Below are 24098 nucleotides of genomic sequence, written 5' to 3'. Positions count from 1 at the left end.
TAATAACCCGCAAGCTGAAAAGCTTGGCGGGTTTTTTATTGTCCAATGATGAACGACTAAAATAGTAGCATACAGGTAAATGAATGCTCCCTGCCGTTAATTTCCTCCGTTGTTTGCTATTTAAGTAGCTTAATAAACCATATGTTGGTCTTACCCCGGATTATATTTTAAGGAAATATGCTCAATCCTACGCCTGCACCTTTATCTCTCTATCAACTAAGTCACTGGGCTAGGTGGTTTGCGAAAGATGGACGTTTTCATAGTTTTACTCTTGAGCAAGAAACGTTAGTGTTTAGAGATGGGCGCCAGAAGAGGTACGGCATGCATATATTGAGTATTCAGTTAGGCATAGGCCTTGAATCCGGTTGGTTTTGGGATACCTTGCTTTTGACCCAAACAGACGGCCGGACATTACGCTTCGGCGGTGTCGATAAAGCTCAATCGGCATTGTTACAGAGGTCGCTGAAGCGCCATATTAAGCAACATATCCAGCGCTTTTATCGGCAGTTTATCCCTGCATTAATCCAAGCTTCTCAAGACGCCAGATGGCTGTTTTCTAGCAGCCGTTACATTCGTCGCTCCATAGTCGAACATTGGTGCGATAATCATTTGTGGTTGGCGGCGGGACTCAAACGACAGGATTGTCTGCAGCATTTGCCAGCCGAACTTCATCAGGATTACCTGAATATTCGTCCTCTACTGGACAATACGCACCAGCAGGTTGCCAAGTTGAATCAAGGGTTTATCGCTCAACAAGCCCGGCAGTTCAGGGATTTTTTTGATCAGGTCGAAACCAATCCGCTAACCGCAGCGCAACGTAACGCCTGCATCATAGACGAACAGCACAATCTGGTGCTGGCCGGCGCAGGTACCGGCAAGACCAGTACCATGATCGGCCGCGCCGGTTATTTGATCAAAGCCGGCCTGGCAAAACCCGAACAAATCTTGATGTTGGCCTACGCCCGAAAGGCGGCGGAAGAAATGGACGAGCGCATGCAGACAAAGTTAGGCATTCAAAACCTGACGGTAAAAACCTTTCATAGTTTGGGTTTACGCATCATTAGTCAGGTTGAAGGTACCGTGCCGGCCATCGACAAAATGGCGGAAGACGAAGCCCTGCGTGCTGCGTTTGTCGATAACCAAATTCAAAGCCTGCTGGAAGATGAACGCTATCGCTCGCGGCTGCTGACGTATTTTCTGCGTTTTGCCTATCCCTACAAAAGCCAATTCAATTTCAAAAGTTTGGGTGCCTACAACGCTTACATCCTCGAAAATGATATTCGCACCTTGCAAGGCGAACTGGTTAAAAGCTACGAAGAATGCGAGATCGCCAATTTCTTGTATCGGCAAGGGGTCGCCTATCAATACGAGGCCAATTACCAGGTCAATACCTCCGGCCCGGACTACCGCGTCTACCAACCCGATTTCTTTCTACCGGCGTACGGTATTTACATCGAACATTTTGCCGTTAACCAGCATGATCAAACGCCGCCTTTTATCGATCAACCAAGCTACCTGGCCGGCATGGCCTGGAAACGCGAGTTACACGCAAAATATCAAACCACGCTGATCGAAATGAAACAACAAGGGCGACTGACCGAGGTACTCAGCGAAAAATTACTGGCTGCCGGGGTTCAGTTCAAACCCTTGCCGCAAAATGAGTTATTAAGCCAGCTCAATCAATTGGGCCGGGTATCGGAATTCAGCAAACTGATGGCGCAAATCCTCGGCTTGTTCAAAGCCGCCTACCTCGGCATCAAACAACTGGTCGAGAAGGCCGACAAGCACGAAGACCGCGAACGCATGCGTGCTGCCGCGTATTTATTCGAGCCCATCTACCAAGCCTACCAGCAACAGTTACGCGACAACGCCACCATCGATTTTGACGACATGATTGGTCGCGCCATCGACTATGTCGAATCCGGCCGTTTTCCATCGCCTTACCGATATTTGTTGGTGGACGAGTTTCAGGATATTTCCGCCAGCCGGGCACGCTTGCTCCAAGCCTTAATGGCGCAGCAACCGGAAGCCAGCTTATTCGGCGTTGGCGACGACTGGCAATCCATCTACCGTTTTACCGGCAGCGATGTCGCGCTGACCAAAGACTTTCAAGCTTACTTTGGCGACACGGCGACCAGTGTGCTGGATCAAACCTTTCGCTTTAATAATAAAATCGGCGAAGTGGCGTCGCGCTTCATCACCCAAAACCCCAGCCAGATCGAAAAACAAATCCGCAGCTTACGGCTTGTCGAACAGCCTGCCGTATCCCTAATCAATACCAATCAGGATTTAACCGGCATACAGGCGGCGCTCGATGCCATCGCGGGCAAAGCCGAGTCATCCGCCAGTGTCTTGCTGTTAGCGCGCTTCAACTTCAAACGGCCCGATGTCGCCGCCTTAAAGCGCCGTTATCCGCAATTGTCACTGCAATTCATGAGTGTGCATGCATCAAAAGGCAAGGAAGCCGATTACGTGATCGTGTTCAGCTTGGAGAAGGGCGCACATGGCTTTCCGTCGGAAAAAGCTACTCATCCCTTGCTGGAATTATTGCTGCCTCAAGCCGAGGCCTTCGCGCACGCCGAAGAACGTCGCCTGTTCTACGTGGCGCTGACGCGGGCGCGGCATCATGTGTATTTAGTCAGCAACGGCCTTAAGCCGTCGCCATTCGTCAGGGAATTAGTCGACGGCGATTATGCCGTCAGCATCGACGAATTTAGCGGGCCCGGCTTTCAAGAGCAGCTGGCCGATATTCCCTGTCCGGTCTGTAAAACCGGCTGGATGGTACCCCGAGATAGCCAGTACGGCAGCTTTTTCGGCTGCAACCAATATCCACTTTGTAATCACACGCAGCGGGCTTGCCAGTGGTGCGGCGGCGGTTTGAAAACTCATGGCCGCTTTCGTGTTTGTGAAAATCGCCGTTGCGACTTCGTCGAACCGATCTGCCCCCGTTGCCAAGGCGCCATGGTGTTGCGCAAAGGCCCACATGGCCAATTCTGGGGCTGCTCGCATTACCGCAAAAATGCAGCGTTTTCCTGCTCCCACACCGAGCAAACTATTGATTTGCAGGTAGCGAAGGCCAAGAAATCGGTTAAACCGGACTAAATAACTCACCGACAATGGTCTACACTGTGTGCGGTCTAACAATAGAGTTACAGCAATGAGTGAGGAAAAACGCCTATCTACCACCCAACTGGCCAAACTGCGCGGCGTGTCTCAAGAGCAGATGTTCGGGCAATTGACGGCTTTGGGACTGATTGTAAAACAGGATGACAAATGGCAATTGACCGATGCAGGCACTGCCGCCGGCGGTGTCTATCTGACCGGCAAATACGGTCAGTACGTCGCCTGGCCGGAGTGTTTTCAATTGCCAACCGCCGCTGCCAAACCGGAAGCGGCTAAACTGCTGACTGCCACCGTACTGGGTCAGAATTTCGAACTCTCCGCCAACAAAATGAATTACATCCTGTCGGAACTGGGCTGGATCAAAAAAGGCTTGAAGGGCTGGTTGGCCACCGAGCAAGGTTTGGCCATGGGTGCCGAGCAAGGCGAAGACAGCCGTTCGGGTATTCCTTACGTGCGCTGGCCGGAAAAAATCACCCGCATTCGCGCGCTGAAAGACAGCATCGACAACATCAAGGGCGTCGACAAACCCAAAACCGACGCCGATAAAATGGACAGCTTCCGCCACAAGTTCGAAGCCACTCATCGCAGCACCGACGGCCACTTCGTCCGTTCGAAGGCGGAAATGCTGATCGACAACTGGCTGTACATGGCAGAAATCGTCCACGCCTACGAACGCAAACTGCCGATTGAAGAAGAAATGTACTGCGACTTTTACATCCCTACCGGCAAGGTCTATATCGAATTCTGGGGCTACGAAAACGACGCCAAATACCAAGCCCGAAAACAGGAAAAACTCGCGATTTATCAGAAATATAATTTCAATCTGATTGAATTGACCGACAAAGACGTGTTGAATCTGGACGATATTTTGCCGAGGTTGTTGTTGAAATTTGGGGTACAGGCGTATTGATTATTTTTGTAAATAATAGAGTTTGTAGCTTGCTGAACTTGTTTAACTGAATCCGGTTGTCCTAGTTATCTTTTTTGCACACAAAACATGGCCTTATTAAAACGCGGGTGATTAAATGACAATAACTTATAAACCATCTGATTATCTTCGTGCGAGAAGGCCTGAACGCTATTCGGATTCCATTATTACAGAAGAACCACAAATCACTCGGGATATATTGGAATATCATCTTGAAACGCTAACAAATCGAAGCCAGGAAAAAGAATTTGAATATTTTGCAAGACGATTAGCTGAAAAAGAGCTCTGTCCAAATCTGTTACCTCAAACTGGCCCTACTGGAGGCGGAGATAGCAAAGTAGATTCTGAAACATATCCCGTTGCTGAAGAAATTTCCTTGCGTTGGTATCAAGGTGATGCTGGGTCAAAAGATCGTTGGGCGTTTGCAATGAGTGCCAAAAAGGAATGGAGGGGAAAAGTCAACAGTGATGTAAAAAAGATTACCGAGACGGAGCGTGGTTACTCATTAATATATTTCATCACAAATCAGTTCGTAAGTGATAAAAAAAGGGCGGAAGTTGAAGATAAACTAAAAAATGATTTTGGTATAACTGTTCGAATTTTAGACCGTAGCTGGATTGTAGATCGAGTTATAAATCATAGTCGAATTGAAATCGCCGCTCAAACTTTATCTATTGATAGTCTTGGCTTAACTCCCCGCAGAAAAACTGGGCCTCATGACGCGAAGAAAGAAGTCGAATTAAAAGAATTAGATAACCAAATAAACGATCCTGAACGCTATTTAGGAATTCCCTATCAACTTGCTGAAGACATTCTTAGTGCAGCAGTTCTTGCCAGTGAACTGGAGCGTGATCGACATGAGGTAGATGGGCGATTTTCGGCTGCTTTACGAGTTGCCGAAAATGTTAGTGATAAAAGGCAAATTTTAAGAGTTAACTACCGTCATGCATGGGTTGCTTGTTATGTATATGATGATATCAAAGAGCTGTCCCGTCTTTACAGCAGAGTTGAAGAACTTGGATTATCAAGCCGCTATGCTGATGATGTAGAGCTGGTGAGCAATCTCTGGAATTCAATTTTTGGGTCACTAGCGTTTGGAGATGTTGCTACAAATGAAAAGACTAAACTTTTGGAAAGAGCTAATGCGCTAAAAAGTAAATTGGAAGAGTTGTCAAATGATGACGCTCGTCCAAATAATGCGTTGCATGCTCAGACTATGCTTTGCTTTCATAAGCTTAGAGGAGCACTCAGTAATAATTCAGAACAAAAAGACTTTAAAGGTATTTTTGCTGAATTTGTAACCATATTTGAACGTTCGCGAGGACTTGGGCAATATCCTTTTGATTCCTATAAAAGCGTTATCTTTGAATTAGGAGATTTGTTTTTTGATAATGAAGACTATGAAAATCTATTTGATACTGTTGTATCTATCCAGCAAGAAAGAACAGGCGAAGCTGATGTTGGTGCAGTTATAACGAATAGGGGTATTCAAAAATTAAAAAGTGGGAAAATTTATGACGCAATTATACTCTTTGGTCGCGCACAAGAAAAACTCGCAAAGAAAGAATATCAACATGAATTAATCGAATGTTTAATTGCTTGCGGGGGAGCTTATGATGCTGCTGGCTTAAGTTGGGCTGCCAGATCAAGTTTACTTGCTGCTTTATCGATTTGCATTACCGAATTTGACGGTTCGGGGTTTTTGCATTCAAGAGCGCTTCTTGCGGCACAGCAGCTTACCTGGATAGAGATCAGATTAGGGCGAGTTCCACACATATTTTTTGTTCTGAATCTAACAAACTTCATTGCTAATCATTTACAACTTAATGAGGAAGGTCAGACAAAATATTGGGAATTTATTCAACACGTCGATGCGGTATTCTCAATACTAATCTTGCATTTAAATACTCAACAGTTAAAAGAGATAAATAAAATACCTCACCTGCTAGATCAATTAAATCTGGTCTGCTCTGAAGGAACGCTGTTATTTGCACTGGGTCACATTGACAAATTGAGAGAAGATGTCTGGTTTGACAATGAAGATAGTATCGAAAAAATCGAAGAGTTCTATGAGCTTGTTTGCGCACAGCCAGCAAGTGATGATTTGCCTGACGTGCCTGAATTATGTTTAGGCAAAACTATAGAATTGAAGAGTGATGTATTAGGAATTAACTTAATCTTTCATGTAGATGCTAACCAAATTTCAATTTGGTTAGCAGAGTCAATTTTGGGTGCTTTAGAAGCTTTTTTAGCAACCAGTTTAATGGGTGGCATCATGCCCTATAAGCAGATTGCAAAGGTGTCTATTAGAATTGATGGAAATTTAAAAGAAGCCTTGGGGATAGAGCTGATAAAAACCAGTAAACAATACGAATTAGAAGTCGTCCACAATAAAAACTTTGCACTTAGTTCTGCGGATGAAGTCAAAAGGTTTAGATACCTAATAGGGGATTTGATTGTTGATCTTCTTCCAAAAATTGCGATCTACGATGACAAGGACAACCATTTTAAAAAACTTGCTGAGGACGAAAATGTTTTTAGCCGAGCTCTGCTATTTTCTGATGTCATTACCTTAAGCCAAAACATCTGCGGCAATTTGGATTGGACTAGCCTTCGCGAAGTATCCAATTCAATTGAAGGGGAAGTGTATGAGCTAAAGCGCAAAAGCCAATGGAGACCCAAGAAAAAAGTGGAGCAAGCAAACGAACCGCTGAAACCTGGGGAAGGCGAACCACCAGAACACATTGTTAATGCAGAAAACTTAAAACACAACGAAAGAAGAATCCTGTCTCTAATTGATATACCTGTTTGGGATAAGGCTCAATGGAGTGGTATGTTTTTTATAGTTTACCCTGATGGACAATTTCCTCCCTGCATAGGATTGATGTTTAAAAACGAGGAGGGAGCAAGGAGTATTTTTAAGGGATGGCGAGAACGATTAGGTAATAAAGACGAAAAAGATGCGCTTAGAGTTTGTATTGTTACTGGTGTTGATAAAAATAATCCCGCACATTACCGAATTCACCTTGGTACAAATGCAAATGCCTACAGAAAAATTGGAGTGCAAGAACAAATGGTGATGGTTTCTCGCATACAGACGATGACGCCAGAGAACGACAAGAATTTGAATATGTTTCTCGACGCTTATAAAAAATATGGAGTTTATTGTTTTTTACCAGCCATTTTTCAAGACGGTCAACCTGAGCCAAAAATAATACGTGATATGTTACTTTTTAAAAAACTGCTGATTGTAAAGCCAGCTTGGCAAATTGGTGACAACGATGAAGATTTAGTCGTTCTGCAATCAAATGATGACCCAATTATTCCTGAAAATATAAATGATGTACCTGTAGTTAAAGCGTTAAAAAGAAATCAAGAAATGAAAATGAAGAAATAGTAAGGTGGGGACGACTTTCGTGTCCTCACGGAATTAACGGCCGCATGGTGGGCAAATTTGCTCACCCTACGAATCCGTTGTTTCAATTCGCGGTCGGCGATGCTTGATAAGCCACACCAAAGCGCTCGGCTAGTTTCGCCAAGGGCTTGTCCATCGTCCACAGCGTTGCGCCGGGTGTGATCAAAACCGAGGCCAGCAACTGCAAATCAATCAGTCCGCAACCTAAGCCATACAGTGCTTCCCGCTCGATAAATTCTTCCACTTCATGCAAAACTGCTTGATTGCAGATGGTTAATTGGTTGAGGTTGTTCAGGGTGCGGGCGGCGTACCGCAGGCCAAACTTGCAATAATCAACGCCGAATCGGAAACAAGCAAGCGCACCAAGTCTTCGTTACGAATTTTGAAATGGTCAACCCAAACCGAGGTGTCGACCAATATCATGCAGACGGTTCGGTTTGGCCGCGTTCTCGAGGAATTCGGCCATATCCGGCAGGGTTCCGCCCAATGCGGCCAAACGTTTGGCTGCCTGAATGCGCACAAAGGTTTTCATCGCCTCCCGGAAGATTTCGGTTTTATCCATGTCCGGATCGGCCATTTCCAGGGCTTTTTGGTACAACGCATCGTCTATGGTTACAGTGGTTCTCATAGTTTTTTCTCGGCATCAATTCTGATGATGTACTGTATCAAAAAATGACTCACGGCATTGTGCTATAAACATGCACCGCACGCCAATGCCTCCAGCGTCACATTAGAAACGGTTTCGAAAAAATCAGGGCCGTAGGTCCGATTGGTGAAACGTAATCGGACGCATGTTCAAAGTCGCGTAGCGTGGGCAGAAATTTCGTGCTTACGCGGATTTAACGGCCGCATGGTGGGCAAATCTGCTCAACCTGCGAATTTGTTTATTTCATTTCGCGGTCGGCGATGCATGATAAGCCACACCAAAGCGCTCGGCCAATCTCGCCACGCGCTTGTCCAACGTCCACAGCGTTGCGCCGGGCGTGATCAAAACCGAGGCAAGCAACAGCCAGTCCTCAGATTGGATTCGCTCGAACAGGGCGTAACCCGACAGTCGAAAGCCAACCTGTTGGGTTACGGCTAACGCCTAGCCCAACCTACCTGGTTGCTCAGGGTGCGTGGGCGGCGTACCGCAGGTCAATTCTCTAATGCCCAGCGGGTGAATCAACGCCGAATCGGAAAGTAGTCACCGAACCGAGTCTTCGTTATGATCTTTGAAGTAATTAACCAAGCCGAGGTGTCGAGTAATATCATGCGGACTGGACGGTTTGGCCGCGTTCTTGGGGAATATCGACCAACTCCGGCAGCGTTTCGCACAAGGCGGCTAACTGTTTAGCGGCCTGAATCCGAAAAAGGTTTTCATCGCTTCCCGGAAAATTTCGGCCTTGTGCATGTCAGGGTCGGCCAGTCCCAGGGCTTTTTGGTACATGATGTCGTCAATGCTTACAGTGGTTCGTATATCGCTTTCTCGACATCAATATTTGTATTTAGCACCCGAATGCGAATACGGGAAAATGACGGCTATAGATGGTCGAGGGCTATCTAGACCGGCAACAGCGTAGCCTGGCAAGGTGGCAGCTGTTGAATATATACGTTGCTTTGAATTTTTATAGCAAACCAGATGTCTGTCTTTTAATGGCGCAAAGATGGTGTGTATCATTTCTTCAACAGCATAAGGCGCCTTAGGAGGGTTAAATTATGAAAATCTGTTGGTTTCTAATCCCTGGATTTTTTTTATTCGGTTGTGCTGGCAGTGTTCCTCAAGATATCAGTCAAGCGCCTATGCCAAATCTGACGCTTTCGGAGGCGGTTGCTCAAACTAGTGCCCATAAAGACAAACCCGTGCGTTGGGGGGGTACTATTTTGGCGGTCACCAATTACGCGAACGATACGGAAATAGAAATATTGGCTCAGAAAGTCGACAGTTCAGGAAAGCCTGTCTACGGCGATGTTACCCATGGCCGGTTTCTAGCTAAGGTGAATGGATTTGTTGATCCGGTCATCTATGCCCGTGGGCGCATGATGACCGCCTACGGTTTGATGGATTCTTTGGTAACCAGAGATATTGGTGAAAAACCGTATGTTTACCCAGTAGTTAAGATTCAGAAGTTTTATCTTTGGCCGAACGAGTCCGAAAGCGATTATGCGGATAATTATAATTGCGGCCCATTTAGTTTGACAGCAGTCGCTGGAATTTACCCGTACGGCTACAGATTCGGTCATGGCCGATGTTTTTAGGTCCGTGGATTGAGTGCGGCGGGTTTTTTAAACCGATAGGGCAAAAGTCATGATTGCTAGCGTTATTTTTTAATCAATCGACGTATCTTAATCGGCACGTTTGTGCTGGGGGTCAATGCCAGCTATCGGTATTTGGGTTTAATGGAACACAAAAATAACCAGAGTCCGCGCGTCGACCGGCGTGGGATTTTATATCGCTTAAGGCGTTTCAAAAAATGTCAGTATCGATGCCGTTACTGATTGACAAGGGGGCGTTGCTGGGTGGATAGATTGCATCGTTTGGCTGCATAACGTGGTATGCGAGGTTACAATCAGTATTAAATTCTTTTTTATTAACTAGCCTATCTATTCATGCAACATATCATCTGGAATATCGACCCCATTCTTCTCGACTTTGGCGTTATAAAAATTCGCTGGTACGGCCTTATGTTTGCCACAGGGTTTGTGGGCAGTTTTTTGACCATGCAATGGATTTATCAGCGCGAGAGTAAAAATGTCGAAGAACTGGATACCTTGCTCTGGTATATGGTGGTCGCTACCATTGTGGGAGCAAGGTTGGGACATGTCTTGTTCTACGATCCAGCCTATTATTTGTCGCATCCCTTAAAGATTCTGGCGATTTGGGAAGGTGGTTTGGCGAGTCATGGAGCGGCAATAGGCATACTGACCGCTTTGTATTTATATAGGCGTCGATTTGGCGATAGTTATTTCTGGCTGCTGGATAGGGTGACTATTCCGACAGCTTTGGCCGGCGCTTTAATCAGGATTGGGAATTTTTTCAATTCGGAAATTCTGGGTTTGCCGACTCAAGAGCCTTGGGGCATTATTTTCGCCCGGGTCGACCCGCTACCGCGTCATCCGGTGCAGCTTTACGAAGCTTTCGCTTATTTAGTGGTGTACGGTATCTGTTTGCAGATCTACAAAAAACAAGCTGACAAGCCAGGCTTTGTGTTTGGCAGTTTTCTTATCATGATGTTTAGTGTGCGTTTTCTGTTGGAATATTTTAAAACCGAGCAAGCCATGTATGACACCGGTCTGGCCTTGACTGCGGGTCAGCTGCTCAGCATTCCGTTTATAGTGGGCGGTATTGCTTGCATTATCCGGTCGTTGAAAAACCACCCGAGCAAGTCGGTCGCGTAATCGTTTATAATTACAGGCTTTTTCTAGTCGCCGGGTAAGCCCGGTGTTTTGCTTGGGTTTTGAGAGTGCATGCAAGAAATTAATCCCATTAAATACAAAATAGCCGATTTACGCGAACGTAGCGCCGGGCTGAAAATCTATCTGGATTTCGACAGCAAAAGCGAACGGTTGGTGGAAGTGCTGCGCGAATTGGAAGATCCGGCCATCTGGAACAAACCGGAACAGGCGCAGGCAATGGGCAAGGAACGGGCCATGCTGGAAGATATCGTCTTGACCATCAAGGACTTGGAGCAGGGGCTCAACGACGCCGAAGAATTGCTGCTGATGGCGGTGGAAGAAAACGACGAAGATACCGTCGATACCGTGGCTGCCGATTTGGAACAGTACGAAAAACAGGTCGCCGGCCTGGAATTTCAACGCATGTTTAGCGGCGAAATGGACGTCAACAATGCCTTTTTGGATATTCAATCCGGTTCCGGCGGTACCGAAGCCCAGGATTGGGCCTCGATGATAGAACGTATGTATTTGCGCTGGGGTGAAGCCAAAGGATTTAAAACCGAGTTGATCGAAGAATCGCCCGGTGATGTGGCGGGCATTAAAAGCGCGACGATTAAATTTGAAGGTCCGTATGCTTTTGGCTGGTTGCGTACCGAAACCGGCGTCCACCGCTTGGTGCGCAAATCGCCATTCGATTCCGGCAACCGTCGGCATACCTCGTTTGCCTCGGTGTTTGTGTCGCCGGAAATCGACGACGATATAGAAATCGAAATTAATCCGGCCGATCTACGTATCGACGTGTATCGGGCCAGCGGAGCCGGTGGTCAGCACGTCAACAGAACCGAGTCGGCGGTGCGGATTACCCATAATCCCAGCGGTATCGTTACGCAGTGCCAAAACGATCGCTCGCAGCATAAGAACAAAGACACTGCGATGAAACAGTTGAAAGCCAAGCTCTACGAGATGGAAATGTTGAAGCGCAGCGAAAGCCAGCAGGCCGTGGAAGATTCAAAATCCGATATAGGCTGGGGCAGCCAGATTCGTTCTTACGTGTTGGATCAATCCCGCATCAAGGACTTGCGTACCAACGTCGAAACCGGTAATACCCAAGCGGTATTGGATGGGGCGCTGGACCAGTTTATCGAGGCCAGCTTGAAGAGCGGCTTGTAACAGCTGTAGACGGATTAATTTATTCAATACCGTTGTTGGTTTGTTGGTTGACGAAGCAACTTAAATCAGAAATATCCTTTTATTAATATCATGTCAGAACTCGAACAAGACGAACAAGAACAGATTAGGCAGCGCCGCGAAAAACTTAACGCCATCCGCGAAGAGGGTATCGCGTTTCCGACCGATTTTCGCCGCAACGTGGTGGCCGGAGAACTAATAGCCGAATACGGCGAAAAACCGGAAGACGAATTATTAGCCGAACCGATTCGGGTCAAAATCGCCGGTCGGATGATGACCCGGCGTATCATGGGTAAGGCCAGTTTTTGCCATTTGCAGGATATGTCCGGGCAGATTCAGGTCTATGTGGCTCGCGACAATTTACCGGAAGGCGTCTACAACGATCAGTTCAAAAAATGGGATATCGGCGATATCGTTGGTGCCGAGGGCGTGTTGTTCAAAACCAAAACGGGTGAGTTGAGCGTCAAGGTCGACATAATGCGTTTGCTGACCAAGGCGCTGCGGCCGCTGCCGGAAAAATTTCACGGCATCGCCGATCAGGAGATCAAATACCGCCAGCGTTATCTGGATTTGATCATGAGCGTCGAGGCGCGCAAAACCTTCCTGATGCGTTCCAAAATCGTCAATTACATCCGGGATTTTTTAAGCCAGCGCGATTTTCTGGAAGTAGAAACCCCGATGATGCAGGTGATTCCCGGCGGCGCCACAGCGCGGCCTTTTACAACCTTTCATAATGCGCTGGACATGGATTTGTATCTGCGTATCGCGCCGGAGTTGTATCTGAAACGATTGGTGGTAGGCGGTTTCGAGCGGGTGTTCGAGATTAATCGTAATTTCCGCAACGAAGGGTTGTCGACCCGGCATAACCCTGAATTCACCATGCTGGAGTTCTATCAGGCCTACGCGGAATACGGTGATTTGATGGATTTGACCGAAGCCATGTTGCGCGGTATCGCCGAAGATGTCGTCGGGCAAGCCATCATTGAATATCAGGGCGAGCATTACGATTTCGGTAAACCTTTTGTACGGATGACCGTGCTGGAGTCGATTCTGCATTTCAATCCGGATTTGAGTGCGGAAAATCTGCAAAGCCGCGAAGCGGCGGCAAAAGTGGCGGAAAATTTGAAAATTCCGCTTAAGGATAGTTACGGTTTGGGCAAGATCCAGATCGAAATTTTCGAGAAAACCGTCGAACACCGCTTGATGAATCCGACTTTTATTACCGCTTATCCGGTGGAAGTGTCGCCGTTGGCCCGTCGTAACGATGACGACCCGCATGTCACCGACCGGTTCGAGTTTTTCGTCGGCGGCCGTGAAATTGCCAACGGTTTTACCGAGCTGAACGACGCCGAGGATCAGGCCGAACGATTCCAGAAACAAGTGCAGGAAAAAGAAGCGGGCGATAATGAAGCCATGCATTTCGACGCCGATTACATCACGGCACTGGAGCACGGCATGCCGCCGACTGCCGGCGAAGGCATCGGTATCGATCGTTTGGTGATGTTGTTTACCAACGCGCCGAGTATTCGCGACGTGTTGCTGTTCCCACACATGCGGCCAAAAAATTAATGGCTCACAGTCATGTTTACGGGGTATTGTTGGCCATGGCATTTGCCGCCGCCAATTTGCCCTGGCTAAGCGAGCGCTTTTTATTGCTGATCAAGCTGAATAAAACCGCATGCTGGCGCTGGCTGGAATGGTGGGTATGTTATGGGGTGGTCGGGTTGCTGGCCATGGCGTTGGAAAATAAACTCACCGGGGGGGTACATGGTCAGCAGTGGGAATTCTATGTCGCTACCCTCTGTCTGTTCGTGGTATTTGCCCTGCCGGGGTTTATTTATCACTATGATTTGAAAAAACTGTTAAAACCCTAGTTCGGTAATAGTAATCTAAGAGAAATTTATGAGTGTTGATGCAAGTCAATTTAAAAATGCCCTGAAACTATGGGCAAGTGGCGTTACCGTGGTGACCGCGCAATCCGAGCAACAAGGTCTTAAAGGGATGACGGCCACTTCTTTTAGCAGTGTGTCCGTTGATCCGCCGCAAATTTTAGTGTGCCTGAATCAAAATACCGACACCGGCGCAGTGGTGCTGGAACAAAAGCAGTTTGCAGTAAACATACTGGGAACGGAGCAGCAAGATGTTTCCAATCAATTCGCTGGCGGCGGTACTCAGGAAGAACGTTTTGCCAACGTGGCATGGGAGTCCGGCGAACACGGCGCGCCGTTATTGACTGAGTCGCTGGCTAGCCTGGAATGTAAAGTGGTCGATCAGGTGTTGGCCGGGACGCATTGGATTGTGATCGGCGCAGTACAAAAAGTGGTCTGCCGGGACGGCGAGCCGTTGTTATATTACAGTGGGGCGTATCGGCAATTGTCTCAGGATTAGCAATCAAAATCGGGCTGCGGGAGTCGCTTAAGTTAAGCGTTTAATGATTGAGTCGGGAGTGGGGCGTCATGCTAGACAAGCAAAAACTGACCGAAATATTCAAAACTTTATTTGATTGGCTATGTCTGGCCTGGGGCTGGCTGGAAAAGGTCTTCAGATCGTTGTTTAAGTCGCCGCAACAGACCGATAGTAAGTCCAATAGTCCGGACTCACCGCCAACCAAACCATCCCGGTTTTTCCTGTATGCGGTGCTGGGGATTGTTTTGTTGTCCATGTTGGCCGGCGGCGAAAAACCCTTGGGTGAAGAGATTCCCTACAGCCAATTCCTGACACTGGTAAACGACAACAAAATCGATAAGGCGGTTGTGACCCAGCGCTTCATCAACGGCACGTTAAAAGTAGAAGATAAAAAAATCGGCAGCCATTTTTTCACCATTCCGTTGTGGGATGAGTCGCTGACCAAAAACCTGCAGGCGCATAAAGTCGAATACGTGGTCAGAAGCGGCGATAACTGGCTCAGTAATATCTTGTTCAACTGGATCATCCCCATCGCCATTTTTGCCGGCATCTGGATGTGGCTGTTGCCGCGCATGACCGGTGGTGCAGGGCGTTCGTTTTTGAATTTGGGCAACAAAATCAAAATTCAGCAGGAAGCCAGCAAAATTACCTTTGACGATGTGGCGGGAGCGGAAAGCGCCAAACAGGAACTCAAGGAAACCATCGAGTTTTTAAAATCCCCCGAAAAACTGCAAAAACTGGGCGGCCGCATGCCGAAAGGCGTGTTGCTGGTCGGTTCGCCGGGTACCGGTAAAACCTTGCTGGCGCGAGCCGTTTCCGGCGAAGCCGGGGTGCCATTTTTCAATATCAGCGCGTCTGAATTCATCGAGTTGTTTGTCGGTATCGGCGCGGCGCGGGTGCGGGACTTGTTCGAACAGGCCAGACAAAAAGCCCCCTGTATCATTTTTATCGACGAACTGGATGCCATCGGCCGCTCGCGCGGCGGGCCGGCTATCATGGGCGGTAATGACGAGCGCGAGCAAACCCTCAATCAATTGCTGACCGAAATGGACGGTTTCGATCCAACTGCCGGTGTGGTGGTGATGGCTGCCACCAATCGGCCGGAAATATTGGATAAAGCCTTGCTGCGGGCCGGTCGATTCGACAGGCAAATTGTGGTCGATAAGCCCGATTTGGCCGACCGGATCGCCATACTAAAACTGCATAGCAAAGCGATGCAATTGGATAAAAATGTCGACTTGGAAACCGTCGCCAAACGTACCCCGGGTTTCGTCGGTGCCGATTTGTCCAATATTGCCAACGAGGCGGCCATCCTGGCGGCGCGCAGTGGACGCGATAGTGTGAACATGGCCGATTTCGAAGCGGCTATCGACAGAGTCATGGCCGGCCCCGAGAAGAAAAATCGTGTGCTGGGGCCCGACGAAAAACGGCGGGTGGCTTTTCATGAAGCGGGTCACGCACTGGTAGCGGAGACGGTTCCGACCGGCCAACCGGTGCACAAAATCTCCATCATTCCGCGCGGCGTGTCTGCGTTAGGATTTACGCTGCAATTACCGGTGGAGGAAAAATATCTATCTACCGAAGCAGAGCTGAAGGATCAGTTGGCGATTCTGTTAGGCGGTCGGGTGGCGGAGCAATTGGCTTTGGACAGCGTCTCCACCGGCGCGCAAAACGATCTGGAAAAAGCCAGCGAAATCGCCCGTAACATGGTTTGTTATCTGGGTATGAGTGAGAAACTCGGGCCGCTGATTTACGGCCAGCGCCAACAATTGCAATTTTTGAGCGGCGATGTGTCCGAGCAGCGCAATTACAGCGAAGAAACTGCTCGTATCGTCGATGCCGAAATTAAAGCACTGGTAGAACAAGCCCAAACACGTGCCCAAGATATTTTGACGGCTAAACGCCGGCAACTTGAACAACTGGCCGGACTGTTGCAGGAAAAAGAAGTGATTCAGCGCGAGGAAATGCTGGCGCTGTTGGGACGAACTTAGCAAGCAGGTAAGGTTGCGGCCTATGTTGATATCGGTACTGCGGTTAATCAGGATGGGGCGCAACCGATGGCTTTACTGTGTTTTGGGATTGTTATTTGCCCTGTTGCCGCCTGTTAACGCGGAGGCTGTCGATTCGGCCGCGCCAGGCGTTTTGCGGGTTTATGTCCGCGAAGGGTGCCCGCATTGCGCGGAAGCCAAAAAATTTCTGCCTCGGGTTGTCGAACAACGTCCCCATCTCAAAATTGTCTATCGATCCCTGGATCAAGATCCTAGCGCCCGTATCGAGCTGATTACATTGTCTCAGCAACACGGGCTATGGCCGCCGGGGGTGCCCACCTTTGTGATGCACGACAAAGTGCTGGTGGGTTTTAATGATGCCGAAACCAGCGGTGCGGTGCTGCTGGCGTTTATCGACGAAGCGGTAACTGCCGGCCGAAAAGTGAATGCCGGCCGGTTCGGCGAAATCAGCGTCGAACGTTTGGGTTTACCCCTGTTTACCCTGGCGCTGGGGTTGCTGGATGGCTTTAACCCCTGCGCGATGTGGGTGTTGCTGTTTCTATTGTCGTTGTTGATCCGGCTGCAGAATCGGCGGCGCATGGCATTGGTGGCGGGTACTTTCGTGTTTGTCAGCGGTGCTGTGTATTATGCCTTTATGGCCGCCTGGTTAAATGTGTTTCTTATCATGGGTATGTCCAACACGGTGCGCTGGACTTTAGCGGGTTTGGCGTTTGTGATCGGCGCCGTCAACGTGAAAGATTACTTCGCTTTCAAACAAGGACTTTCATTTTCCATACCGGAAGCGGCCAAACCCGGTTTATATGCACGCATGCGGCAATTACTGCAGACGGAAGCATTGGCGGCTTCGCTGTTGTCGGTGACGGTTTTGGCGGTACTGGTCAACTTTATCGAATTACTTTGTACCGCGGGCTTGCCGGCTATCTATACCGCCGTGCTCAGTCAACAGGGTTTGAGTATGCTGCAGTATTACGGTTATCTGCTGTTGTATATTGTCGCCTACATCGCCGATGACTCGCTGATGGTGGCGATTGCCGTCATTACGCTTGGCAGCCACAAACTCACCGAGCAATCCGGCCGCTGGTTAAAGCTGATTAGCGGGGCAGTGATGCTGGCTTTGGCTGCGACTATGGTGCTACGACCGGATTTATTGATCTAATCCCGGCTATCTGGCAATCATTTCTGGATTGGAAAAAGCTTTACTGTAAGCCGAAAGGATGACCGAGGCTAGGCTGCTGGCGGGTTGGTCGATAAAGTTCGTCGCTTCTAATTTAATCATCATGGTATTGAGTTATGAATATCACAAACTATTACCTAGAACCCGCCAACTATGCAGCTGATTTTGAAGCGCTGCATTATGTGCGACACGAGGTGTTCGTGCTTGAACAACAAATACCGCAGGAAGTCGAGTTCGACGAGTTGGATAGCCACTGCCATCATTTTATCGCCCGTGATGAACAGTCCCGGCCCATAGCGACGGGCAGATTGTCGCCGGACGGTAAAATAGGCCGTATGGCGGTGTTGCCAGACTGGCGGCGGCAACGGGTTGGTCAGTCGTTGCTGCGTGTGTTAATTGAAAAAGCCCGCGCGCTGGGACTGTCAAGGGTGTCGGCAAACGCGCAAATTTCCGCGCTGGGATTTTACCGGAAGCTGGGTTTCGTCACGGAAGGCGAAGCCTTTATGGAGGCGGGCATTCCCCACCAAACGATGGTTTTATTGCTGCCGCCGCTGGACACCTCAGCGCGTCCCAAGGCCAAGCCCAGAGCCGCCGCGGTTGAGGCATTACGGTTGGAAACCCTGGAGTCCGCCTTAAACGCCAGCCTGCAACTCATCGAGAGCGCGCAGCGCCAACTGTACATTTACAGCCGGGATTTGGAATATTCCCTTTACGGGCAGAATGACATGGTGGAAGCCCTTAAACAACTGGCTCTTCGCAATCGCGGCGGCGGGGTGCGGATCATCATTCAGGAGCCCGCCAATCTCAGAGGTCAAACGCACCCTGTCTTGGAATTGGCACAAAGATTGACTTCCCATTTTCAGATCCGTACGCCGGTGGAAAGCGAGGATTTGCAATATCTATCCGCATTTCTGCTCAATGATAACGACGGCTATTTGTTTCGCTTACTTGGTAACCGCTATGAAGGCCACTGGAGTCCAAACTTACCGGCAAAAAATCGTCGATTGCAGGAAGAATTCGAGCGGGTTTGGCAGCGCTCGGTACCTTGCTCCGAGTTTAGAGTGTTAGGTTTATAGCCTTAAGCTATTGCTATCGAGGTCGATCGTGTAAAGAGCCTCGCCTTTATGGCTAAAATATTTGCAACCAGACGCTGGCACCACCGCGCCAGCGGGATTTAATCGCTATCTTCCAGCCCTGCGTTTCCGCCAGTTGCCGGGTTATGGCCAAGCCCAGGCCGCTGCCGCCGCTGATGCGGTTGCGGGACGATTCCAGTCGATAGAAAGGTCGAAACACCTGCTCGGCTAGTTGGGGCGGAATGCCCGGGCCGCGGTCGCGGACACCGATAAAGATCCTACCCTTGATACAGCGTCGTACGACTTGTATGTTATCTTCGCCGCCGTAACGCAAGGCATTTTCCAGCAGGTTGCCGATACAGCGGCACAGACTTACCGGGGCAAGCTCGGCCAGACAACTATCGCCTTTAGCGCGCAGATACACGCGGCCTGGGGCTTGCGCCTGCGCGGCTTCAACCGCGTCCTGTAACAATTCGTCCAGATCGACTGGTTCGGCCGGTTCGCCTTCCTGGGCGCGAGCCAGTTCCAGTTGCGCGCCAATCAAATTGTCCATTTCCGCAATATCCCGCTCCATACGTAATAACAGCGGTGATGGAGTTTGTTCCGCGAGTAAACCGACTGCCATCTTCATGCGCGCCAGCGGGCTGCGCAGATCGTGGGAAACGCCGGCCAGCAGGGTGGTTTGGTTCTCGCGTTGCGCCTGTAACTGACGGGCTGTTTCATTGAATACCCTCGCCAACTCGATAAACTCGGCGCAGCCCGTTTCAGGTAAGGGTGACACATGCCCGGCGTTGGCAATGCGCCGCGCCGCCACCGCCAGTTGGGCCACGGGCGCAGTGACCCGGCGCGCCAACAGCCAGGCCAGGGTCAGGGTTGCCAGGATGCCGAATAGAACGACCCAAGCCAAAGCCAGGCTTGGGCGAGGGGTGATACGCTCTTTGGAAAATTCGAATTGCATCGGTTGACCCGCCCAGGAAAATGCCACCCGAAACTGTTCGTGATCGTCTTCCGACACACTGGGCGTTTGTCCGGGCAGTCGGGCAATCAGCGCCGAACGCAAAAAACGAATGTAGGGATACCAGCCGATTTCATCCGTTGGTTCGGCTTGCGGTTGCAGCAGGGATAGTCCGTATTTTGTGCGTATTTCCGTTTCAAATGCCGGGCGTTTGTCGGCCGGCAGGCCATGCCAGACCCGTGCCGACAGAATCAATAAATCAGCCAGATCGTCGGCGGAACGATGAGCCAGCGGCAGCACCAGATTCGCAAACAGGGCCGCTCCGGCGGCGATTTGGAAAATCAGCAGTCCAACAGCTAGCGTCATTGCAGTGCTGCGGAACAGGGAAATCAGCCGTCTCATCCGTTATCCTCGCCCTTCGGTGTGAACAGATAGCCTTCGCCCCATACGGTGCGCAGATAAATCGGGCTGTCCGGTTTCGGTTCTATCTTGCGCCGCAAGCGGGTCACCCGCACATCGATGCTGCGGTCAAACGGCGATCTTTCATAGCCTTTCAACAAGCTGATCAAATGGTCTCGCGATAGCACTTGGTTGGCATGTTCCAGAAACACCCTTAACAAATTAAATTCACCAAACGTCAGCGGTACTTCGGTACCGTCCCGGCTCATGACATGGCTATTGAGATGCAGGCGAAACGGGCCGAATGTTAAGACTTGTTCCTCGGCGGCCGACTCTTGTTCGCCGCTACGGCGCATAACCGCACGAATACGGGCCAACAGTTCGCGCGGACCGAAGGGTTTGGCCAGATAATCGTCCGCGCCCATTTCCAGTCCCACCACCCGATCTACTTCGTCGCCGCGCGCTGAGACGATAATTACCGGCGGTCCGTGCTGTTCGCGCAGCCAGCGCAGTAACGTCAGGCCGTCTTCTCCCGGTAGCATCAGGTCCATTACCACCAAGTCCACGCTGTGTTCGTTTAAAACGGCGCGCATGGCTTGGCCGTCGCCGGCTGCATGGACCAAAAAACCGCTCATGCCCAGGTAATCCGTTACCAATTCCCGTAGAGCGTTATCGTCGTCCACGATGAGTATGCGTTGTTTGTCTACAGGTTTGTTCATTGACTTGTAATTTTTGGAATTATTGTGGGCGGCGGGGCAAACCGGGCGGACTGTAACAATTTGAAACGAATTGTTACAGCTTGGAAAACAGCTGGAAACATTCTCTTGCTAGTATATTATTGTAATCTAATATATTGGGCTTAATTATGAAAAACAGCATCTTACCGGGATTGTTCGTCCAACCGCAAAAATCCGCGCTGGCGGGCTTGACCTTTGCGTTAGCCCTGGCTGGCGTAAATGGAGCCGCATGGGCGGAGTCGGCCGACGGGCGGCAGGTTATCGAATTGACCGCGGCTCAGCGGGCGCACGTGTTAGGTGAGATGCGAGCATTATTGTCCGGCACGCAAGCCATACTTGCAGCGTTAGCCGTGGACGATATGGCGGCGGTCGCCGGCCAGGCGAGTGCTTTGGGCATGAACATGGGGCATAAGGCCGAAAATCATCTTCACGATGTATTGCCGCCGGCCTTTATGCAACTGGGTATGGCCATTCATCTGGATTTCGACCGCATCGCCGCCGATGCGGAGACCCGGAAAGACAGCAAGCATAGCTTGCAGCAACTCAGTACTGCTCTGAACACCTGTGCGGTCTGTCACGAGGCATATCAGATTCAGGTTTTAAAACACAGCAAAAAATAATCAATGACGCCAGTCATTTGTTAATTATATGAGGAAAAGGGTCATGAAAAAGTCATTAGTGAGTTTGGTTTTTATCTTGCTGGCAGCCGTGGCGCTGAATACCCAAGCCAAAGGTATGGGAGGCGGCGGTCGCATGCAAGGTCAGGGCATGGGTGGAGGTCAGGGTATGGGCATGGGGCAAAGTGGTGTCGGCGATACGGATCGCGAGCGGACCCGTCTTCGCCAACATCAGCAAACGCCGGGTCAATATCAGGACGGTAGTCAACAGCAGTTCCGTGAAATGAATCAGGAGCGGAATCGAATTCGGCAAACCAGCCCCAGTCAATATCAGGAGGGAGGCCAACAGCAATTTCGGGAAATGAACCAACAGCAGAAGCAAATGCAGCCGGGGCAATAGATATATTCGCCATACAGCAGTCGGGATTACGACTGCTGTATGGCGGGATGGCACCATGATTTTTCACTTGAAGAGGTAAACAAATATGAAAATGGCCATGAAACTAATCGGTCTTGTATTGGCCTTGTCCTGCGCCTTTCCTGTCATGGCGGGCGGCAAGCCCGCCATGACAAGACAGTCGTCGGCCACTCTCTTAACTGAAGCGGAAGAAGCCACTTTGCTTTGGATGCGGGAAGAGGAAAAACTCGCTCGCGATGTTTACCTGACCCTGTATAAGCTATGGAACAAGCCTGTATTCGCGGAAATTGCCGAATCGGAACAAGCGCATATGGATGCGCTGCTGAAGAAAATTGAGTTGTTTGGGTTGATTGACCCTGTCTTACCGGAAGTGGGGAGTTTCTCTAATCCCGATTTACAATCGCTGTATGATGAACTGATTGCGCGTGGGCAATTGTCTTATGTCGAGGCGCTGGCCGTGGGTGCAGCCATTGAGGATATGGATATTCGGGATATTGGCAACGCTATTGCGGAAACGGCTAATTTATCGCTGAAAACCACCTATGAGAGTTTACTGGAAGGTTCAAAAAACCATTTACGCGCTTTTGTTGATTTACTGGATCAACAAGGTGTTGAATATAGTCCGCAATTTATAGATCAAGCAGTGTTCGACGCCATTTTAGCGGTTTAATAGCCTGGTTTGGATGGGCTGCTTGCCTCGGCGGGCGATTGGTAGTCAGTTTGCAACATATCCGTGAGATAGTTTTCGGCGTATTTCTAAGGTGAGATTTGTAATGAGCATGAACCGGACCGTTGTAAACATCATTATCGACTTGATCGCCACAGTGCTATTTTTGGGCATGTTGGCTACCGGCTATTTGCTGCGGTTTCCGTTGCCGCCGGGCTCCAACAAAAGCCGGGTGTTGTGGGGGTTGAGCCGCCATGAATGGGGTGATGTGCATTTTTGGATCAGCGTTGGGCTTATGGTGGTGCTGGTTGTGCATCTGGCGCTGCATTGGAACTGGGTGGTGACGGTGATCGGCAAACGTTGCGGTTTGGTGAAAAGCCCTCATCCTTCGCTGATTCGCAGCGCGATTTGGGTGGTCGGTGTTTTCGCGGCGATGTGTATCGGTTTCGGCTGGCTGGCGGAACGGGATGTCATGCAAGTCGAGCGGCCCAGGCGAGGTTACCAGGCCGGCCGGCAAACTATCGAACAGCGGCAGCCGCCCCTGTCCAAAGCAACCGAAACCCCAACCGGCCATTTACTCTGGGACGATGTCTATCCGATTTTTCAGCAGCACTGTGTTGCCTGCCATGGTCCCGACAAGCAATGGGCGGAGTTTCGGGCCGACCAACGGCAGGATTTTTTCAAATCCGCGGCGCCTTTGATTTTGCCCGGGCAGAGCAGCAAAAGCCCACTGATGGCCATCATCTCGGGTACCCGAGATGACATGCCGATGGCGGAAAGTCATCGACTCGCGGATGCGGATGCGGCCGTTATCAAAGCCTGGATCGAGCAAGGCGCGCAATGAGCCTCTCCCTGCATTTACGCTAACCGACGCGGCATTAATGTTCGTGGCGTTGAGTGCCTTTTAGCCTCGGCAAAATGCTTTTGATGAAAGCGTCATTTTCCTTGTCCCCCAGATCGGCAAAATCGGTCGCTTGATAGTCGTCTGACTTGGGTCGTACCCAAGGGGCGTTAGCGAACGGATAAACGGCGATGAGGCGAGTCGTCACGATATCAGCATGTTGTTGGCGGCGCAGCAGTGCCGGTAATTGTTCCCGTTCCAACCAAGCCAATTCAGTGAAAGTGTCTTGGTTATTATCGGTGTAATAAATCACGGGGCGATCCACTAGCGTGTCCGTGTGTTGCGGTACGAAATTTTGCAGGTTATCCGTATCGATCAGCGTGGCCAGCCTAAGCCAGTTCGGCTGGCTGTCGATGGCTTTCAAATCGCCCGGCAGATAGTCGATCAGTTGTTTTTGGGTATGAAACAGCCTTTGATAACCGATGTTGCCGTCGGCTAGTTGAACCCAGCTTTCTCCGCTGTGGTCCGCCAAGCGATGAGTTTCTATCCGCTTGGCGGAACGATAAAAACGCCATCGATAGTATTGCGGTTCCTGGTCGCCAGTGTGCCTGTTCAAGCGCTCGATGCGGGTTTCGAATTCGGCGGCAATGTCGGGTAAGGGCAGGTCGATGCGTAAGGGTTTTAACGGTTGTGTCCCGCAGGCGCTCAAGCACAGCAACAGCGCTAGACCCGACCAGGTGGAATAATTTGTCACGCGGAATAGGGAAGAGAAT

At 49.8% G+C, this 24098-nt stretch carries 21 protein-coding genes; 16 read left to right on the top strand and 5 right to left on the bottom strand.

Going from position 1 to position 24098, the window contains the following annotated elements; translation table 11 throughout:
• The first annotated feature begins 177 nt into the window (after nt 1–177).
• From M0R33_RS07910 to M0R33_RS07900, 3 genes are all read left to right on the top strand, one after another.
• Complete coding sequence (locus M0R33_RS07910) at nt 178–3102, top strand: UvrD-helicase domain-containing protein (protein WP_292567565.1); 2925 nt, start codon at nt 178–180, stop codon at nt 3100–3102.
• 55 nt (nt 3103–3157) lie between these two features.
• Nucleotides 3158–4033 (top strand): glycerol kinase, encoded by an 876-nt coding sequence (locus M0R33_RS07905; RefSeq protein ID WP_292567562.1) that lies wholly within the window; start codon nt 3158–3160, stop codon nt 4031–4033.
• Nucleotides 4034–4148: 115 nt separating this feature from the next.
• Complete coding sequence (locus M0R33_RS07900) at nt 4149–7448, top strand: hypothetical protein (protein WP_292567559.1); 3300 nt, start codon at nt 4149–4151, stop codon at nt 7446–7448.
• A gap of 82 nt (nt 7449–7530) precedes the next feature.
• On the opposite strand, the gene M0R33_RS07895 is transcribed toward M0R33_RS07900, so the two are convergent.
• Together M0R33_RS07895 and M0R33_RS07890 are read right to left on the bottom strand one after the other, a co-directional pair.
• Entirely contained in the window at nt 7531–7719 is a 189-nt protein-coding gene (locus M0R33_RS07895; protein WP_292567557.1) for a hypothetical protein, read from the bottom strand.
• A gap of 138 nt (nt 7720–7857) precedes the next feature.
• Entirely contained in the window at nt 7858–8094 is a 237-nt protein-coding gene (locus M0R33_RS07890) for a type II toxin-antitoxin system VapB family antitoxin (protein WP_292567556.1), read from the bottom strand.
• A 1070-nt stretch (nt 8095–9164) separates the two neighbouring features.
• Here M0R33_RS07890 and M0R33_RS07885 point away from each other — a divergent pair.
• From M0R33_RS07885 to M0R33_RS07845, 9 genes are all read left to right on the top strand, one after another.
• Complete coding sequence (locus tag M0R33_RS07885) at nt 9165–9704, top strand: Slp family lipoprotein (RefSeq protein WP_292567554.1); 540 nt, start codon at nt 9165–9167, stop codon at nt 9702–9704.
• Nucleotides 9705–10055: 351 nt separating this feature from the next.
• The gene (gene lgt, locus M0R33_RS07880; RefSeq protein WP_292567551.1) at nt 10056–10844 is read left to right on the top strand and encodes a prolipoprotein diacylglyceryl transferase; all 789 of its coding nucleotides are present in this window, start codon (nt 10056–10058) and stop codon (nt 10842–10844) included.
• Between the two features lie 69 nt (nt 10845–10913).
• Complete coding sequence (prfB, locus tag M0R33_RS07875; RefSeq protein WP_292567548.1) at nt 10914–12011, top strand: peptide chain release factor 2; 1098 nt, start codon at nt 10914–10916, stop codon at nt 12009–12011.
• A 90-nt stretch (nt 12012–12101) separates the two neighbouring features.
• Nucleotides 12102–13598, top strand: coding sequence for a lysine--tRNA ligase (lysS, locus tag M0R33_RS07870; RefSeq protein ID WP_292567545.1), 1497 nt, complete (start codon nt 12102–12104; stop codon nt 13596–13598).
• Nucleotides 13598–13903: a DUF2818 family protein gene (locus tag M0R33_RS07865; protein ID WP_292567542.1), complete on the top strand. Its 306-nt coding sequence runs from the start codon at nt 13598–13600 to the stop codon at nt 13901–13903. The genes lysS and M0R33_RS07865 overlap by 1 nt, the downstream gene beginning before the upstream one ends.
• Before the next feature lie 28 nt (nt 13904–13931).
• Nucleotides 13932–14417, top strand: coding sequence for a flavin reductase family protein (locus M0R33_RS07860; protein ID WP_292567539.1), 486 nt, complete (start codon nt 13932–13934; stop codon nt 14415–14417).
• A 68-nt stretch (nt 14418–14485) separates the two neighbouring features.
• Nucleotides 14486–16426, top strand: coding sequence for an ATP-dependent zinc metalloprotease FtsH (ftsH, locus tag M0R33_RS07855; RefSeq protein WP_292567536.1), 1941 nt, complete (start codon nt 14486–14488; stop codon nt 16424–16426).
• A gap of 22 nt (nt 16427–16448) precedes the next feature.
• Nucleotides 16449–17600, top strand: coding sequence for a glutaredoxin family protein (locus tag M0R33_RS07850; RefSeq protein ID WP_292567532.1), 1152 nt, complete (start codon nt 16449–16451; stop codon nt 17598–17600).
• A 134-nt stretch (nt 17601–17734) separates the two neighbouring features.
• Nucleotides 17735–18694: a GNAT family N-acetyltransferase gene (locus M0R33_RS07845; RefSeq protein WP_292567530.1), complete on the top strand. Its 960-nt coding sequence runs from the start codon at nt 17735–17737 to the stop codon at nt 18692–18694.
• 52 nt (nt 18695–18746) lie between these two features.
• On the opposite strand, the gene M0R33_RS07840 is transcribed toward M0R33_RS07845, so the two are convergent.
• The gene (locus tag M0R33_RS07840) at nt 18747–20048 is read right to left on the bottom strand and encodes an ATP-binding protein (protein WP_292567528.1); all 1302 of its coding nucleotides are present in this window, start codon (nt 20046–20048) and stop codon (nt 18747–18749) included.
• Nucleotides 20045–20764, bottom strand: a complete 720-nt coding sequence (locus M0R33_RS07835) for a response regulator (RefSeq protein ID WP_292567525.1) — start codon at nt 20762–20764, stop codon at nt 20045–20047. Before M0R33_RS07835 ends, M0R33_RS07840 begins: the two co-directional genes overlap by 4 nt.
• A gap of 146 nt (nt 20765–20910) precedes the next feature.
• Between M0R33_RS07835 and M0R33_RS07830 the strand changes: the two genes are divergently transcribed.
• From M0R33_RS07830 to M0R33_RS07815, 4 genes are all read left to right on the top strand, one after another.
• Nucleotides 20911–21402, top strand: coding sequence for a hypothetical protein (locus M0R33_RS07830; RefSeq protein WP_292567522.1), 492 nt, complete (start codon nt 20911–20913; stop codon nt 21400–21402).
• 43 nt (nt 21403–21445) lie between these two features.
• Complete coding sequence (locus tag M0R33_RS07825; protein ID WP_292567520.1) at nt 21446–21799, top strand: hypothetical protein; 354 nt, start codon at nt 21446–21448, stop codon at nt 21797–21799.
• An 85-nt stretch (nt 21800–21884) separates the two neighbouring features.
• A complete protein-coding gene (locus M0R33_RS07820) occupies nt 21885–22487 on the top strand; it encodes a DUF2202 domain-containing protein (protein WP_292567517.1) in 603 nt (200 codons plus the stop codon).
• 103 nt (nt 22488–22590) lie between these two features.
• A complete protein-coding gene (locus M0R33_RS07815) occupies nt 22591–23328 on the top strand; it encodes a DUF4405 domain-containing protein (protein ID WP_292567514.1) in 738 nt (245 codons plus the stop codon).
• Nucleotides 23329–23362: 34 nt separating this feature from the next.
• On the opposite strand, the gene M0R33_RS07810 is transcribed toward M0R33_RS07815, so the two are convergent.
• Nucleotides 23363–24079, bottom strand: a complete 717-nt coding sequence (locus tag M0R33_RS07810) for a hypothetical protein (RefSeq protein WP_292567511.1) — start codon at nt 24077–24079, stop codon at nt 23363–23365.
• Between the last annotated feature and the right edge of the window lie 19 nt (nt 24080–24098).

Origin of the sequence: Methylomonas sp. (genome assembly GCF_023228165.1) — a bacterium.
GTDB lineage: Bacteria > Pseudomonadota > Gammaproteobacteria > Methylococcales > Methylomonadaceae > Methylomonas.
This window is presented reverse-complemented; position numbering and strand designations above follow the sequence as displayed.

Bases quoted from the DNA above. Each gene is read 5' to 3' on its own strand.
- M0R33_RS07835 (WP_292567525.1), bottom strand. From the start codon at position 20,764: ATGAACAAACCTGTAGACAAACAACGCATACTCATCGTGGACGACGAT.
- M0R33_RS07860 (WP_292567539.1), top strand. From the start codon at position 13,932: ATGAGTGTTGATGCAAGTCAATTTAAAAATGCCCTGAAACTATGGGCA.
- ftsH (WP_292567536.1), top strand. From the start codon at position 14,486: ATGCTAGACAAGCAAAAACTGACCGAAATATTCAAAACTTTATTTGAT.
- lgt (WP_292567551.1), top strand. From the start codon at position 10,056: ATGCAACATATCATCTGGAATATCGACCCCATTCTTCTCGACTTTGGC.
- M0R33_RS07820 (WP_292567517.1), top strand. From the start codon at position 21,885: ATGAAAATGGCCATGAAACTAATCGGTCTTGTATTGGCCTTGTCCTGC.
- prfB (WP_292567548.1), top strand. From the start codon at position 10,914: ATGCAAGAAATTAATCCCATTAAATACAAAATAGCCGATTTACGCGAA.
- M0R33_RS07830 (WP_292567522.1), top strand. From the start codon at position 20,911: ATGAAAAACAGCATCTTACCGGGATTGTTCGTCCAACCGCAAAAATCC.
- M0R33_RS07900 (WP_292567559.1), top strand. From the start codon at position 4,149: ATGACAATAACTTATAAACCATCTGATTATCTTCGTGCGAGAAGGCCT.
- M0R33_RS07815 (WP_292567514.1), top strand. From the start codon at position 22,591: ATGAGCATGAACCGGACCGTTGTAAACATCATTATCGACTTGATCGCC.
- M0R33_RS07885 (WP_292567554.1), top strand. From the start codon at position 9,165: ATGAAAATCTGTTGGTTTCTAATCCCTGGATTTTTTTTATTCGGTTGT.
- M0R33_RS07825 (WP_292567520.1), top strand. From the start codon at position 21,446: ATGAAAAAGTCATTAGTGAGTTTGGTTTTTATCTTGCTGGCAGCCGTG.
- M0R33_RS07890 (WP_292567556.1), bottom strand. From the start codon at position 8,094: ATGAGAACCACTGTAACCATAGACGATGCGTTGTACCAAAAAGCCCTG.
- M0R33_RS07850 (WP_292567532.1), top strand. From the start codon at position 16,449: ATGTTGATATCGGTACTGCGGTTAATCAGGATGGGGCGCAACCGATGG.
- M0R33_RS07910 (WP_292567565.1), top strand. From the start codon at position 178: ATGCTCAATCCTACGCCTGCACCTTTATCTCTCTATCAACTAAGTCAC.
- M0R33_RS07840 (WP_292567528.1), bottom strand. From the start codon at position 20,048: ATGAGACGGCTGATTTCCCTGTTCCGCAGCACTGCAATGACGCTAGCT.
- M0R33_RS07845 (WP_292567530.1), top strand. From the start codon at position 17,735: ATGAATATCACAAACTATTACCTAGAACCCGCCAACTATGCAGCTGAT.
- M0R33_RS07905 (WP_292567562.1), top strand. From the start codon at position 3,158: ATGAGTGAGGAAAAACGCCTATCTACCACCCAACTGGCCAAACTGCGC.
- lysS (WP_292567545.1), top strand. From the start codon at position 12,102: ATGTCAGAACTCGAACAAGACGAACAAGAACAGATTAGGCAGCGCCGC.
- M0R33_RS07865 (WP_292567542.1), top strand. From the start codon at position 13,598: ATGGCTCACAGTCATGTTTACGGGGTATTGTTGGCCATGGCATTTGCC.